This window comes from Ursidibacter arcticus (genome assembly GCF_009761375.1).
In the GTDB taxonomy this organism is placed as follows: Bacteria; Pseudomonadota; Gammaproteobacteria; order Enterobacterales; family Pasteurellaceae; genus Ursidibacter; species Ursidibacter arcticus.
Window position 1 is genome coordinate 47350 of record NZ_LEKM01000221.1, and the last position, 15059, is coordinate 62408.

The 15059-nt window shown below is 35.2% G+C and carries 11 protein-coding genes and 1 tRNA gene; 7 read left to right on the forward strand and 5 right to left on the reverse strand.

Annotated features, from left to right (window positions below; all coding sequences use genetic code 11):
• The 6 genes from A1D25_RS10680 to accC all read left to right on the forward strand — a co-directional run bounded on the left by A1D25_RS10680 (position 1) and on the right by accC (position 9315).
• Positions 1-666 carry a DUF2572 family protein gene (locus tag A1D25_RS10680; protein ID WP_157395660.1) on the forward strand — a complete coding sequence of 222 codons (666 nt, stop codon included), beginning with the start codon at positions 1-3 and terminating at the stop codon, positions 664-666.
• Positions 659-958: a DUF5374 domain-containing protein gene (locus tag A1D25_RS10685; protein ID WP_157395661.1), complete on the forward strand. Its 300-nt coding sequence runs from the start codon at positions 659-661 to the stop codon at positions 956-958. Before A1D25_RS10680 ends, A1D25_RS10685 begins: the two co-directional genes overlap by 8 nt.
• A gap of 55 nt (positions 959-1013) precedes the next feature.
• Positions 1014-4289: an exodeoxyribonuclease V subunit gamma gene (gene recC / locus A1D25_RS10690; RefSeq protein WP_157395662.1), complete on the forward strand. Its 3276-nt coding sequence runs from the start codon at positions 1014-1016 to the stop codon at positions 4287-4289.
• Entirely contained in the window at positions 4289-7231 is a 2943-nt protein-coding gene (gene ptrA / locus A1D25_RS10695; protein WP_157395663.1) for a pitrilysin, read from the forward strand. The genes recC and ptrA overlap by 1 nt, the downstream gene beginning before the upstream one ends.
• Positions 7232-7426: 195 nt before the next feature.
• Positions 7427-7894, forward strand: a complete 468-nt coding sequence (accB, locus tag A1D25_RS10700; protein ID WP_157395664.1) for an acetyl-CoA carboxylase biotin carboxyl carrier protein — start codon at positions 7427-7429, stop codon at positions 7892-7894.
• Positions 7895-7971: 77 nt separating this feature from the next.
• Positions 7972-9315, forward strand: coding sequence for an acetyl-CoA carboxylase biotin carboxylase subunit (gene accC, locus A1D25_RS10705; RefSeq protein ID WP_157395665.1), 1344 nt, complete (start codon positions 7972-7974; stop codon positions 9313-9315).
• Between the two features lie 179 nt (positions 9316-9494).
• Here accC and A1D25_RS10710 read toward each other — a convergent pair.
• The 4 genes from A1D25_RS10710 to hslR form a co-directional block, all read right to left on the reverse strand.
• Positions 9495-9571: transfer RNA gene (locus A1D25_RS10710), tRNA-Asp, on the reverse strand.
• Between the two features lie 102 nt (positions 9572-9673).
• On the reverse strand, positions 9674-10441 hold the full coding sequence (dnaQ, locus tag A1D25_RS10715) for a DNA polymerase III subunit epsilon (protein WP_157395666.1): 768 nt from the start codon (positions 10439-10441) through the stop codon (positions 9674-9676).
• Between the two features lie 103 nt (positions 10442-10544).
• Positions 10545-11420, reverse strand: a complete 876-nt coding sequence (gene hslO / locus A1D25_RS10720; protein ID WP_420825118.1) for an Hsp33 family molecular chaperone HslO — start codon at positions 11418-11420, stop codon at positions 10545-10547.
• Positions 11417-11830 carry a ribosome-associated heat shock protein Hsp15 gene (gene hslR, locus A1D25_RS10725; RefSeq protein ID WP_157395667.1) on the reverse strand — a complete coding sequence of 138 codons (414 nt, stop codon included), beginning with the start codon at positions 11828-11830 and terminating at the stop codon, positions 11417-11419. Before hslR ends, hslO begins: the two co-directional genes overlap by 4 nt.
• Before the next feature lie 193 nt (positions 11831-12023).
• Here hslR and rho point away from each other — a divergent pair, with 193 nt between their 5' ends.
• On the forward strand, positions 12024-13286 hold the full coding sequence (gene rho, locus A1D25_RS10730; RefSeq protein WP_157395668.1) for a transcription termination factor Rho: 1263 nt from the start codon (positions 12024-12026) through the stop codon (positions 13284-13286).
• Between the two features lie 164 nt (positions 13287-13450).
• On the opposite strand, the gene aldA is transcribed toward rho, so the two are convergent.
• On the reverse strand, positions 13451-14896 hold the full coding sequence (aldA, locus tag A1D25_RS10735) for an aldehyde dehydrogenase (protein WP_157395669.1): 1446 nt from the start codon (positions 14894-14896) through the stop codon (positions 13451-13453).
• Between the last annotated feature and the right edge of the window lie 163 nt (positions 14897-15059).

Here is a 15059-nt window from a genome sequence, read left to right on the forward strand (position 1 = left end):
ATGAGCAGAACATATCCTGCAAGTGCATTATTAACTTCATTACTACTTATTGTGGCTATTTTGGCAGTGATATTTTTATCTCAACAAGATATTCTATATAGAAACTATTATACGCAGAATAGCTATCATCAATACCTTAATCAGAAATATAAATTACTCACTGAATTACAAAAATCTTCAGATGAATTAAACAATGAATGTAATAAATATAAACAAGAAAGGATAACTAAGTACGCTAGTAATATTCAATATCAATACAGTTGTGATTTTAAGAGTATTTTTATTCAACCCAAGCCAACAAAAGATAAATACATTCAAGTAGATAATATTCTTAATTGGCTAGATTTAGAAACATATCAACCTGCTCTACATTATGTTTCTTCTTTAGATGAATTACCTGATAGTAGTGAAAATAATCCACAAATCGTCATAATGGAAAATGATATAGACGAGAGCTTAAAAAAAGATTTCTATGGAATTATTATCACCGATTACTATTTTGATATTAAAGGTAAAAAAATTTATGGCGTACTCTATTCATCTTATGACAACTTTCGTGAAGAACGTAATTTAACTTATAAGCGATCTGTTGTTGATGCCATAGAGAAACAATTCTCCTATTGGCAATATCTCCCAAACTCAAGTAATATATTAGCAAATGACTAAAATAGTAAAAGCAGAAACATTAACAAGCCTACTTATCGCAATTTCTCTCTTTATGATTTTATTTTTAGCTTATGCTAATTGGCAATCGTTGCAAAATAAACAGGCAAATTATCTTTATCAACAGCAACAAGCCTTACAGATTGCAGAAAATCAGCTCAATTTAAAAGCTGTTAATGAACCTTGCGAAAAAATGGTTAAACAAAATAATCTTAATTTTGAAATCAGCTGTTTAGAGCAAAAAATCATTGTTATCTTTCCGCTTGGAAAGGTAGAAATTGGCACTGCGGAGTAGGTAGATCATTCAAAGTGAACAGAGTAAAATAGCTCATCACACAAAAGGAATGGCTATGTTTATTGTTTATCACTCAGATCAATTAGATCTACAAAAAGAACTTCTTATCCGAATTTTACAAGAAGATCCAAATCCCAATCCCTTTGAGCCAGAAACCATTTTGGTACAAAGTCTAGGAATGGCACAATGGTTACAAATTCAAATTTCGGACAAGCTCGGTATTGCTGGAAATATTCACTTTCCTTACCCGACAAGTTTCCTATGGCAGCAGTATCGCTTGCTTTTTCCTGAACTCCCCAAAGAGAATATTTTTGAACGTGATGCAATGATATGGCGTTTAATGCGTTTAATTCCTGACTATTTAGAAGACCCTAATTTTTCACCACTCAAAGCCTATTTAAACCCTTTTGAGCAACTCAAATTGTTTCAACTCGCCAGTAAAATAGCTGATTTATTTGACCAATATTTAGTTTATCGCCCAGATTGGCTGATTGATTGGGAAAAAGGAAATCTCGAAAGCCATTTTACTCAGCTTAAACAGCAGAGTCCTTTTATTTCCAAAGATGAAACTGAAATTTGGCAAAATATTCAATGGCAAAGCCTATTGTGGAATGCGTTAGTTAATGATTTAAAACAGGACAGTGATGAAATTGTTTTTAATACTTCCCATCGTGCCTATTTACAACAACGTTATTTTGAAAAATTAGAGAATTTAACTGAAATAGAAAAACAGAAACTACCTAAACGTATTTTTATTTTTGGTATTTCATCTTTACCATTAACACAAATCAATGTCTTACATAAATTAAGTGAACATTGCCAAATACATCTATTTTTTACTAATCCTAGCCAAATTTTCTGGGCTGATAATCAAGAAGAAAAATTATTAGAAAAGCTGGTATTGAAACATAAATTATCAGCTCAAGAATTAGAGAATTCTATATATCAAGGCAATTATTTACTGAACACTTGGGGAAAACAAGGTAAAGAATTTCTAAATTTATTAGTTGAAAAACAGCATCAAGAAGTCAATTTATTTACACCAATAGTACAAGAAAATAGTGTGCTTTTAACACAGATAAAACAATCTATTTTAAATTTCGAGAATAAACCTGAATTATCTATTGCAGAAGATGATCGCTCTATTCAAATTCATTCTTGTCATAGCAAAATGCGAGAAATTGAAGTTTTGCATAACCAACTTCTCTTTATGTTTGAGCAAAACCCAGAGTTATCACCTAAAGATATTATTGTAATGTCTGCAGATATCGATAGTTACGCACCTTATATCAATGCTGTATTTTCACGCTATGCTTATCAAGATCCCCGTTTTATACCTTTTACATTATCCGATCAGAAAATTAGCTATGTAAATCCGATTATTGCGAGTTTCTTACAATTGCTCTCTTTTAAAGAGAGAAAAATGACAACAGAAGAAGTGCTAGATTTATTTGATGTGAAAGCCATCAGAGATAAATTCAATTTATCTGAAGAACAATTTGCGATAATTAAACAATGGGTAATTTCATCAGGTATTCGCTACGGATTTAATAAAGATAATCTAGACTGGCAAAATTATAACTCTTGGGAAAATGGCATTAACCGACTATTACTCGGAACGAGTTTAAAAGAGCAAAATAATAGCTGGCAAGATGTTTTAGCTTTTAATGAGAGCTATGGACTCAGTGCTGAACTTGTAGGTAGCATTGCAAAATTTATTGAAAATCTCACCGCTTGGTTTAGTTTTATTCAATATGCTCAAGGGATTGATGATTGGAAAATACAATTAACAGAGTTGATTAACCAATTTTATGCAGATAATAATGAATATGCAGAAACAATTTTAGTATTACAGCAAACTATTGAAAAAGTTGTTAATTATATTGAAACAGCTAAATTTACAGAAAAGCTCAATATTGAAGTTATCGCCCAATTATTTGAACGCTATTTAAATCAAGAACGCAGTAATCTAAATTTCTTAATGGGGAAAGTGAATTTCTGTACCTTATTACCAATGCGAGCTATCCCTTTTAAAGTTGTCTGTTTGCTTGGAATGAATGAAGGGAATTTTCCGCGTCAGCAAACCTTAAATAGTTTTGATTTAATGCAATATGCACCACAAAAAGGAGATCGAGCAAGACGTGATGATGATCGTTATCTATTTTTAGAAGCCTTATTATCGGCTCAAAATATTTTTTATATTAGTTATATTGGACGCTCCTTAACTGATAATTCAGAAAAATTGCCTTCGGTATTGGTCTCACAGCTACTGAATTTTGTGCAAGAAAATATTATCCCTGAACAGAGCTACTATAAAGAGATTGAAATTAGTCATCATCCAATGACAGTATTTAGCCCTAAGAATGTTCAAGATAGCCATATTAGTTACGATAAAGAATGGCTGGAAAATAATAAGCAAAGTACTGAAGCTAAATTTTTTATTACTCCAATTACTCGTGATAATGTTGAAGTACAGACTGAAATTGATATTCAACATTTAATTAAGTATTTACAATCACCAGTGAAATTCTTTTTTAATGTTCATCTTGGTGTTAATTTTGAAAGATACGAAGATGAAATATCCGATGCGGAAAATTTTTCATTATCTCATTTAGATAAATTTATTTTATTAGACCATTTAGTTAAAGAAGATAAAGAAAATTTTGAACATTTCTTCACGAATGAACGTTTAAAAGGTAATTTGCCTGTAAAATACTTTGAGACTTTATCTAAAGAGAATTTAATTGATAATATAGAAAAAATCAAAGAGAAAATTGATGGCTATTTATCTCAACCAAGTGATATCATCGAGATTGATGAGAGATTTACACTATTAGGAAATAATTTTAGATTAGTTGGCAATATAAAAAATAAATTCAATGATGAAATTGTTCTGTGGCGAGTAGGAAAATTGCGTGATAAAGACATAATTCAGATATGGATATATCATCTAATCTTAACATTATCTAATGTTGGTATAAAACAAATTAAATTCTATTATCGTGATAATCAAGATGTAAAATTATTGACATTCTTAGCTATTAGTAAAGAAGATGCGAGATCATTACTTACTCGCTATATTGAAGATTATTTAAATAGCGGAGAAATGTTACAAATTGTGATTAACTATAATCTTATAGGTTATTTTAAAGATTTAAATAAAAAGGATATCAATATAGCGAATTATTGTGCAAATGCAGTGTCTGTATTAGACGATAATTATATTGAACGTATTTTAATGCAGCAAAATGAATTAAATTATCTTGAAATTCACCAGCGTACACTCGACTGGTTTTCCACAATGGTTGAACATATAAAAGGAGAGAAATAATGAGAAAATCTGTATTGAGCTATACATTACAAGCTATTCTTGCGTTAGGAGCGGTTAGTTCTACACAAGTTTTTGCAAATTCTACGCAAAATCCGACCGCTATCACCGTTAGCCAACAGCAAAAAGGCTTTGAGCTAATCAATATCGTTATCAACAAAAGCCCCACAGATAAAGCCATTTATCAAGGAATTAAATTGGCAAATGGAATGGAAGTATTGTTGATTTCTGATGAGAAAGCAAATAAATCATTGATGTCTGTTGGCTTACCAATTGGTTCAATGGAAGATCCAATATTACAGCAAGGGCTTGCTCACTACCTTGAACATATGATCTTAATGGGGTCAAAATCTTTCCCTGAAACCAATAGTTTAGATGGTTTTCTAACTAAAAATGGTGGATACAATAATGCTTATACAGCATCAGATCGCACCGTTTATTACTTAGAAGTGAATAATAATGCTTTTGATGAAGCTGTGTCTCGTTTAAGTGATGCTTTTGCTCAACCACTATTGTCAGAAAGTAATGCGAAAAAAGAAGTTAATGCAGTGAATGCTGAAATGGTGAGAGCGAAATCTAATGATGGTTTTTTAATGCACGATGTTAATTTAGCTACTGCAAATCCTAATCACCCTATTACTAAATTTGCAGTAGGAAATAATATAACCTTATCAGATAAAGCAGACAGTAAATTACAAGAAGAATTAGTAAAATTCTACCAAAAATATTATTCTTCAAATTTAATGAAAGCCGTTTTATATTCTAACCAACCAATCGAAAAACTGGCTAAATTAGCTGAAAATACCTTAGGTAAGGTAGAAAATAAAAAATTATCTGAACCTAAAGTTACTGTGCCATTTTTTAGAGCAGAAGATAAAGGGGTATTCATTTCTTATAAACCTGTTAAGCCTAATAAAATGTTAGCCATTTCTTTTGATTTACCAGAAGATAAATCTGCATTCAAAGCAAAATCAGGTAATTACCTATCTTATGTATTTAGTAATAATAGCGATGGTACATTATCAGATTATTTAATTAAACAAGGTTTATCTGATAGTGGTATTCAAGCAGCTTCATCTGATGATGTAAGCCGTAATCGTGGTGATTTTACTTTCTATATTCAATTAACTGAAAAAGGGCTTGCTGAAAAAGATAAAATTATTTCATTAGTATTTCAGCAAATAGAAAAAATAAAACAATCAGGTATTCAAGAGAGTTATTTTAATGAATTAAAAGAGAGTCTAAATCAAGAGTTTCAACATTTACAAGTCGAAAAAAGCGGAAATTATGTTGCTCAACTGGTTAGCCAAATGTTGAATTATCCATTAGAACATATTATCGACCAGCCTTATCTCATCGAAACGATAGATAAAAAAGCTATTCAAGCAAAACTAGCAGAAATGCATATTGATAATGCCCGTATTATGTTGATTGACGATAAAGTCTCAACAGATAAAAAAACTAAATATTTCGAAGCACCTTATTCTGTTGCAAAATTTAGTGCCGAACAAAGACAACAATGGCTTAATTTTGCCCATAACCCAGAAATTAAGTTACCTGAATTAAACCCTTATTTTGCAACAGATTTCTCACTAAATAAGGTGGATAATTCTCGTAAAAAACCACAGCTTATTGATAAACAAGCTGGGACGGAAATTTATGCAATGCCAAGCCATTATTTCCCAAATGAGCCAAAAGTTGCCTTGTTGCTAGGTTTAAAAATCTCTCCTGAAGTAGTGGATTTAAAACAAGGCGTGAGTGCTGTATTACTTGGCTATATGGCAGATTTAGCGCGTACTAAATTGGCATTTCAGGCATCAGTAGCTGGAATGTCACTTTCCCCAGTTTTAGGCGAAAATGGTGTGGCAATTAGCGTAGAAGGCTATACGCAGAATATGGCAAAATTCTTGCAAGATAGCATTTTAAACTTTAAACAATTTGAATTAAGCGAACATTTTCTTGCACAAGCAAAACAGCGTTATTTAGAGGCATTAGATCGTTTAGATAAAGATAATGCAGCTCGTCAAGCGAATATGGCTTTAGGTAATTTTGCAAATTATCCTTATGCTGAAAATAGCAAAAAACGAGAAATGATTGCTCAAGTTAAATTATCGGATATTGCTTTTATTCGTGAAAAACTTTTAACTCAACCAACCAGTTTGCGTTTATTATCTGTGGGAAATTTATCTGATGAACAGGTAAAAAACATTGCATTAGAAACAGAAAAATTACTCAAAAATAATAATAAAACGTTAGATTTTGGTCATTATTTGGATATTAACCAAAGCCAACGTAAAATAAATTATATTAAACAGATTCCACATCAAGATAATGCTTTTGCTATTGCCTTTTTCCCAACGAATTATCAAGAGTTAGAAGGCGTCAGTCGAGCATCATTACTGAAAAGCATTATTTCTCGTTGGTATTTTGACGATTTACGCACCGACAAACAGCTTGGCTATGTGGTCTATGCCACAACGACTGCAGTAGGTAAAACATCGGGATTGCAATTCTTGGTGCAAAGCCCAACAGCATCAGCCCAAACTATTATGCAACATAATGAACGTTTCTTTGCAGAAACCTTTACCAAGCTCAAAGAGATGCCACAAGCAGAGTTTGAAAAATATCGCAACAGTTTGATTGAGTTATTACAGCATAAGCCCGAATCACTAGAACAGGAGTTCAGTGAATATCTTACGGATTTTGCTCGTGGAAATAACAAGTTTGACCGCAAAACGCAAATTATTGAGCAAATCAAACAGCTGACCCAACAAGATATTATCTCGTTTTATCAAAAAGCGGTTATAGAACAAAGTGGTTTTGTTTTTGCTAGCCAAGCGATAGGTGTTAATGACAAAATCAATCAACCTGCTAATTTGAAAGGCTTCGAGAAAATCGACAGTATTGAAAAATTACAGCAAGAGTTTGAAATCAAGGCTTATTAGTTTCGAGAGATCGTAATTAAACGCTATTTTTATATCCTAAACTGCTACGATCAGTTAGAAAATTGGGCGAATTTCGCCAATTTTATAATAATTTTATCGCAAATTAGCAGGAATTCGGGTAACCTATGTAGCGTTTTGCTCTGTACATTTTGCACAGAGTCCTTATTTATTTTTTACTTTAGAACGGATCTCACTATGGATATTCGCAAAATCAAAAAACTTATCGAACTTGTTGAAGAATCAGGTATTACTGAATTAGAAGTTTCAGAAGAAGAAGGTACAGTACGCATTAGCCGAGCTGCACCTGTTGCAACACAAGCTGCGGTACAATATGTTGCAGCACCACAAGTTGCACCTGCAACAACCGCCACGCCTGCAACTCCTGCTCCACAAGCAGTTGCAACTCCAGCAGCTGCTGCAGAAGTGAGTGGGCACGCAATTCTTTCTCCAATGGTTGGTACTTTCTACCGTAGCCCAAGCCCAGATGCAGCACCATTTGTCGAAGTGGGTAAAACGGTAAAAGCTGGTGATACGCTCTGTATCGTTGAAGCAATGAAAATGATGAACCGTATTGAATCAGATAAAGCTGGGGTGGTAAAAGCTATCTTAGTAAATGATGGTGAAGCGGTTGAATTTGATCAAAAACTTTTCATTATTGAATAATTCATTTCTCTCAAGCGGTGAGATCTTGCATTTTTTTCGCAAAATATAACCGCTTGTCATTTTAAGGAAAAATGCCAATGTTAGAAAAAGTTGTCATTGCAAACCGTGGTGAAATTGCGTTACGCATTTTACGCGCGTGTAAAGAACTCGGTATCAAAACGGTGGCGGTTCACTCTACGGCAGATCGTGAACTAAAACACGTTCTTCTTGCTGATGAAACCATTTGTATTGGGCCAGCACCATCAACCAAAAGTTATTTAAATATTCCTGCGATTATTGCAGCGGCAGAAGTTACTGGGGCGGACGCAATTCACCCTGGTTATGGTTTTTTATCTGAAAATGCTAATTTTGCAGAACAAGTAGAAATGTCAGGTTTTACTTTTATCGGCCCAACAGCAGATGTTATTCGTCTAATGGGAGATAAAGTTTCTGCTATCAATGCAATGAAAAAGGCAGGAGTGCCTTGTGTACCAGGTTCTGGTGGTCCGATTGGGAATGATGTTCAAAAGAATAAAGAGATCGCTCAAAAAATTGGCTACCCTGTGATTATTAAAGCATCTGGTGGTGGTGGTGGTCGTGGAATGCGAGTTGTTCATCACGAAAAAGATTTGGAAGAATCTATTGCGATGACAAAAGCAGAAGCGAAAGCCGCATTTAATAACGATATGGTTTATATGGAAAAATACCTAGAAAATCCACGCCATATTGAAATTCAAGTGCTTGCAGATACGCACGGAAATGCAGTGTATTTAGCAGAACGTGACTGTTCAATGCAACGTCGCCATCAAAAAGTCGTTGAAGAAGCACCTGCACCAGGTATTACTGAAGAATTACGCAAATTTATCGGTGAGCGTTGTGCTAATGCGTGTATTGAAATTGGCTATCGTGGAGCGGGTACTTTCGAGTTCTTATATGAAAACGGTGAGTTTTATTTCATCGAAATGAATACTCGTTTACAAGTAGAACATCCTGTTACAGAAATGATTACAGGTATCGACTTAGTAAAAGAACAACTTCGTGTTGCTGCTGGCTTACCTATTTCAGTTAAACAAGAAGATATTAAAGTGCGTGGACACGCGATTGAGTGCCGTATCAATGCGGAAGATCCAAATACATTCTTACCTTCACCAGGCAAAATCACTCGCTTACATATCCCTGGCGGTTTAGGTGTTCGTTGGGATTCTCATATTTATGCAGGCTATTCTGTTCCACCACATTATGACTCAATGATTGGTAAACTGATCACCTATGCTGAAAATCGAGATATTGCCATTCGCCGTATGGAAAATGCGTTATCAGAAACCATTATTGAAGGGATTAAAACGAATATCCCACTTCATCAGCAAATTTTATCTGATGAAAACTTCCGTAAAGGTGGGACTAATATCCACTATTTAGAGAAAAAACTAGGATTGAAGTAATTTAATTCCAGTAAAAAATCCCCGAATAATTCATCATTATCGGGGATTTCTGCTATTGGGGTGTAATGGACAAAAACAAATTTTTGTCCATTACACCACTTAGGCTAGAAACGAAAAAGCCACTATTAAGTGGCTCTTTCTAACGTACTAAGGAGGTATATTATGACGTTTAAATTAGTTGGCGGAATGGACGGGACTCGAACCCGCGACCCCCTGCGTGACAGGCAGGTATTCTAACCAGCTGAACTACCACTCCGCAGCGAACGAGGCGTATAATAATAATTTCGTTATGTAGCGTCAAATACTTTTTTCAAAAATTGTTTTTGGTTGCTTTTTTACTATACAGTTCGTGCATTTTTTAGTTTATGGTAGTGTCATCATCAGTGGCTATTTTTGCCCATAAGCAATTTCCTTTAGATTTTTTATCAAGTAACTTCAAGTAGTCTAAATGTGCTTGTTGTTCTTCTTCGGTTGGTTGTAACACGATTAAACCTTCACTATTGATAGCGGTTTGCACAAAATGGCTATCACTGTCGATAGCATTTGTTTCTGTTTCTTCATCAGCTAGCAGTGCAATTTGCCCACCTGTCATCATTAAGAATACATCAGCAAGGATTTCCGCATCCAGTAAAGCTCCGTGTAATACACGTTTGCTATTATCGATACCTAATCGATCACAAAGAGCATCTAAATTATTTCGCTTGCCAGGGTACATTTTGCGAGCGAGCTGTAAGCTATCTGTTACCGTACACATTTCGGCAACTTTGTCAGGGGGATTTGCTAAAAATGAAAATTCGTGATCGATAAAGCCTACGTCAAAGGGGGCATTATGAATAATTAGCTCTGCCCCTTTAATAAACTCAAGAAATTCATCCGCAATTTCGGCAAAAGTGGGTTTATCCACCAACATTTCATTGGTAATACCGTGAACTCTTATTGCTTCTTCCTCCACTTCTCGTGGTGGCTTGATATAGACGTGATAAGTTTTACCTGTTAAGCGGCGGTTAATCACTTCTACCGCACCAATTTCAATGATGTTATGTCCAATATGTGGTGCACCATTGAAATTCATTCCTGTTGTTTCAGTATCAAGTACGACTTGGCGTAATATCGGTTGTTCGCTCATTTTATCTTCAAAGGCTAGTACAATAGATGGGGTATTATAGACGTTAAGCGGTTAGATTTCGCAAATTTTTTACAAAATCAAACCGCTTAGGCAGGCGAGTTTGTTATGCTTGTTGTTTAAGGGCATTGATGGCGTTTTCGTCAAAGAAATATTGTGTACCACAACATTCACATTGCATATCTATTACCCCATTTTTTTCCGCAAGCATTTCCGCAATTTCTTCATCTGGCACGAGCATAATCGCAGCACCTGAACGTTCTCTTGAACAACCACATTTAAATTCAGTCTGTTGAGCAGGATAAACTTCAACCACTTCTTCGTGGAATAAGCGATAAAGTAGTTCTTCAGCACTTAAACTAAATAATTCATCATCTTTGATCGTTGATGTTAGTGTCGCTAAATGTTCAAAATCATCGGGCGTACCTGTACCATCTGGAACAATCTGTAATAAAGTTCCACCAGCGACAGCTTGTCCAGCATACTCTCCAACACGAATCACTAATTGTGTCGCTAACTGCTCTGAACGAGCAAAATAATCTTCCAAACATTCGCTAATAGTTGGTTTATCAAGACTAACTACGCCTTGATAACGCTCACCTTTTTCAGGAATAATTGAGATTACCAAGACACCATTGCCGATCATTTCAGACAATGTAGCATTGTCTGCAATATCGCCATCAACTCGAGCTAAAGCACGAAATTGTTGTTGATCATTACCGTTTACTACCGCTAATTTTAGTGCGCCATCTCCCTGAATTTGTACCGTAATAGCACCTTCAAATTTCAGTGTTGCAGTGAGCAGGCTAGTTGCTACCAACATTTCCCCTAATAGATTTTGTACCGCTTTAGGGTAGTGATGAGTATTAAGGGTTTCGGTAAACGTATTGTTTAAACGCACCCATTCGCCGCGTACTGCACGATTTTGGAAAAGAAAGCGATAGAGTTTGTCATTATCTTGATGAGCTTGAATTGAGGTCATAATGTATCCGAGTTAGTCAGTTTAAATTTAATCAGATCTCGACGCTCTTTTTTATTTGGACGACGATCTGGATGTGGCATAGAAAGCGCATTCGCTTTACGAGCAAAGGCTAATTTCTCACGTTCTTGAATGCTTTTTTCAGTTTCTTGATAAAGTTTTTGTGCTTCAGGTGCGCCTTTACGTTGATCACTTAAAGCAATAACTAAAACCTCTTTTTCTTCATTCCCTTGGCGAAGTTTAATGGTTGCTCCAACTTCAACAGCTTTACTTACTTTGGCTCGTTGTCCGTTATATTGCACCTTTCCGCCTTCTATCATCGCTTTCGCAATGCTACGGGTTTTATAAAAACGAGCTGCCCATAGCCATTTATCTAGGCGAATATCGTTGTTTTCGGTCTCTTTTTGTTTCATTATCAAGTTACTTTAGCAAAACAATAGCGTGCAAGATGGGGGAATTTTATAAAAATTCAAGCAACAAGCGGTAAGATTTCAGAAAAAATTTGCAAAAAAGCCAATTTCGCTGTATTCTTCAACAACTCAATTCTATTGAAATTCCTGAATTAATCTAATATTTAATCCAATCTTAAACATATATAACATTTCTATGCATCTTACAGAACTAAAAAATACACCTGTTTCGGAGCTTGTCCGTATCGGTGAAGAACAAATGGGGCTAGAGAATTTAGCTCGTTTACGCAAACAAGACATCGTTTTCGCTATTCTTAAACAACACGCCAAAAGTGGTGAAGACATTTTCGGACAGGGCGTGTTAGAAATCTTACCAGATGGCTTTGGTTTCTTGCGTTCAGGCGATAGCTCTTATTTAGCTGGCCCTGATGATATTTATGTTTCCCCAAGCCAAATTCGCCGTTTTAATTTACAAACAGGTGATTCGATTGAAGGGAAAATTCGTCCGCCAAAAGAAGGTGAACGTTATTTCGCACTTTTAAAAGTCGATAAAGTAAATGATGATAAGCCTGAAGTTTCTCGTAGCAAAATCTTATTTGAAAACTTAACGCCATTACACGCTAACTCTCGTTTAAGAATGGAACGTGGTAACGGCTCAACCGAAGATTTAACCGCTCGTATTTTAGATTTAGCATCACCTATCGGAAAAGGGCAACGTGGTTTGATTGTTGCACCACCAAAAGCGGGTAAAACCGTTCTTCTACAAAATATTGCTCAAAGCATTACGAATAATTACCCTGAATGTGAATTGATCGTTCTCTTGATCGATGAGCGTCCAGAAGAAGTAACAGAAATGCAACGCACAGTGCGTGGTGAAGTGATTGCTTCTACCTTTGATGAGCCAGCAACACGCCACGTTCAAGTTGCTGAAATGGTAATCGAAAAAGCAAAACGCTTAGTTGAACATAAAAAAGATGTTGTGATCTTACTTGACTCCATTACTCGTTTAGCTCGTGCTTATAACACAGTCACTCCAGCCTCAGGTAAAATTTTATCAGGTGGTGTGGATGCCAACGCATTACATCGTCCAAAACGTTTCTTCGGTGCTGCGCGTAACGTAGAAGAAGGTGGTAGCTTAACCATTATTGCGACTGCACTTGTTGATACAGGCTCAAAAATGGACGAAGTTATTTTTGAAGAGTTTAAAGGAACAGGTAATATGGAATTACACCTTTCACGCAAAATTGCTGAAAAACGTGTATTCCCAGCAATCGACTTTAACCGTTCAGGTACTCGTAAAGAAGACTTACTCACTACACCTGATGAATTACAAAAAATGTGGATTCTTCGTAAAATTCTTAACCCAATGGGTGAAGTGGAAGCGATGGAATTCTTAATTGATAAACTGATGGTGGCTAAAACGAACGATGAGTTCTTTGAAGTAATGAAACGTTCGTAGGTGTAGAAAATCAAACCTAATCTAACGGTGTAATGGAGAAAACATCTCTATTGAAAGAGGCTGTTAAAAAGCTTAAAAAATAATTTAGTCAGTAAAAATCGGTAAAGAATGGAGTAAATTGTCTTTACCGATTTTCCTATTACTCATTCAAGAGGATTACAAAGTTACACCTTATCATCAAACTGCAAATAGACGACTTGGGTTTGTAAATACTCTTCTAATCCGTGTTTACCATCAGCACCACCAATACCAGATTTACGCCAACCTGCATGATAACCTTGCATTGCTTCAAAATTCTCACGATTAACGTAGGTTTCACCAAATTTTAAACGAGAAATAATTTTCATCGCCTTATTGATATTTTGTGTATAAACCGAAGATGTTAAGCCATATTCACAATCATTTGCGAGAACAATCACTTCATCAATGGTTTCAAATGTCGCAACAGGGATAACTGGGCCGAAGATTTCAGAACGCATAATCTCCATTGAATTATCTACATTATCAATAATCGTTGGCTCAAAATAGTAGCCTGTTCCTTCCACAATGTTTCCACCAAGGACTAGTTTTCCGCCTTGTTGTAAAGAGCGTTCAACTAATTCTTTTACTTTAACTAAGCCTTTCTCATTGACCAAAGGCCCCATATCAATATCTTGATTTTCTAACGGATTACCGTAACGAACTGCTTTCATTCTCTCTACTAATTTCTGAACAAAAGTTTCTTTAACACTACTGTGAACATAAATTCGTTCCGCACAGTTACAAACTTGCCCTGAATTAATAATACGAGAATTAACAACAGCAGTTGCTGCAAGATCTAAATCAGCATCATCAAGAATAATTGCTGGGGCTTTACCACCTAACTCTAAATTCACTTTTACAATATTTTTACTTGCAGCTTCCATTACTTTATGTCCTGCAAGTTGGCTACCTGTGAAAGATACCATTCCTACTTTCTCATTAGATGATAACTCTGGACCTACTTCATTGCCGAAACCTGTCACCACATTAAATACCCCTTTAGGTAAGCCAATTTCGTGAACAATTTCAGCAAATAAAATTGCATTATTCGGCGCATCTTCGCTTGGTTTTATTACTATGGTATTACCTGTAACTAATGCTGGTGCGGTTTTACGCGCAATCAAAAAGAATGGAAAATTCCAAGGTAATATTCCTGTTGTTACACCAATAGCTTTTTTATATAAGAAAATGTGCTCATTAGGACGATCACTTTGAATAATTTCTCCTTCATAGCGTCTTGCCCATTCAGCCATATAATCCATATAGTCAGCCGTAAAATTCACTTCAACTAAAGATAGTGCTAACGTTTTACCCATTTCTTCAGAAATTGTCTTTGCGATCTCATCAGCTCGTGCTCGAATACCATTAGCAATTAAACGTAGATATTTAGCTCTTTCTATGGCTGGTAAGCGCTCCCAAGATTCCTGAGCTTCATAAGCCGCATCAATTGCAATTTTGGCATCAATATCACTTGAACGAGGCACAAGAGAAATCACTGCTTCAGTTGCAGGGTTATATACTTCTAATGTGTGTCCGTGTGCGGCATCAGTAAATTTACCATTGATATACATTTGATAGGATTTAGCCATAATAGACTCCTTGGTGTAAGTAATTATTCAAAAATATGATCATTTAATGTTGAAATGTCATAAAGGGTAGATATATTTTCGAATAAAAAATCAACTCTTTAAATAAATTTGTGGTTTTTGTTGGAAAAATGTTAAATATTTGTGATTTTGCTCACAATTTTTA

What these genes read in the sequence shown, in the direction of transcription:
- A1D25_RS10685 (WP_157395661.1), top strand. Translation starts at nt 659, where the DNA reads ATGACTAAAATAGTAAAAGCAGAAACATTAACAAGCCTACTTATCGCA.
- A1D25_RS10680 (WP_157395660.1), top strand. Translation starts at nt 1, where the DNA reads ATGAGCAGAACATATCCTGCAAGTGCATTATTAACTTCATTACTACTT.
- hslR (WP_157395667.1), bottom strand. Translation starts at nt 11,830, where the DNA reads ATGAAACAAAAAGAGACCGAAAACAACGATATTCGCCTAGATAAATGG.
- ptrA (WP_157395663.1), top strand. Translation starts at nt 4,289, where the DNA reads ATGAGAAAATCTGTATTGAGCTATACATTACAAGCTATTCTTGCGTTA.
- rho (WP_157395668.1), top strand. Translation starts at nt 12,024, where the DNA reads ATGCATCTTACAGAACTAAAAAATACACCTGTTTCGGAGCTTGTCCGT.
- dnaQ (WP_157395666.1), bottom strand. Translation starts at nt 10,441, where the DNA reads ATGAGCGAACAACCGATATTACGCCAAGTCGTACTTGATACTGAAACA.
- accC (WP_157395665.1), top strand. Translation starts at nt 7,972, where the DNA reads ATGTTAGAAAAAGTTGTCATTGCAAACCGTGGTGAAATTGCGTTACGC.
- recC (WP_157395662.1), top strand. Translation starts at nt 1,014, where the DNA reads ATGTTTATTGTTTATCACTCAGATCAATTAGATCTACAAAAAGAACTT.
- accB (WP_157395664.1), top strand. Translation starts at nt 7,427, where the DNA reads ATGGATATTCGCAAAATCAAAAAACTTATCGAACTTGTTGAAGAATCA.
- hslO (WP_420825118.1), bottom strand. Translation starts at nt 11,420, where the DNA reads ATGACCTCAATTCAAGCTCATCAAGATAATGACAAACTCTATCGCTTT.
- aldA (WP_157395669.1), bottom strand. Translation starts at nt 14,896, where the DNA reads ATGGCTAAATCCTATCAAATGTATATCAATGGTAAATTTACTGATGCC.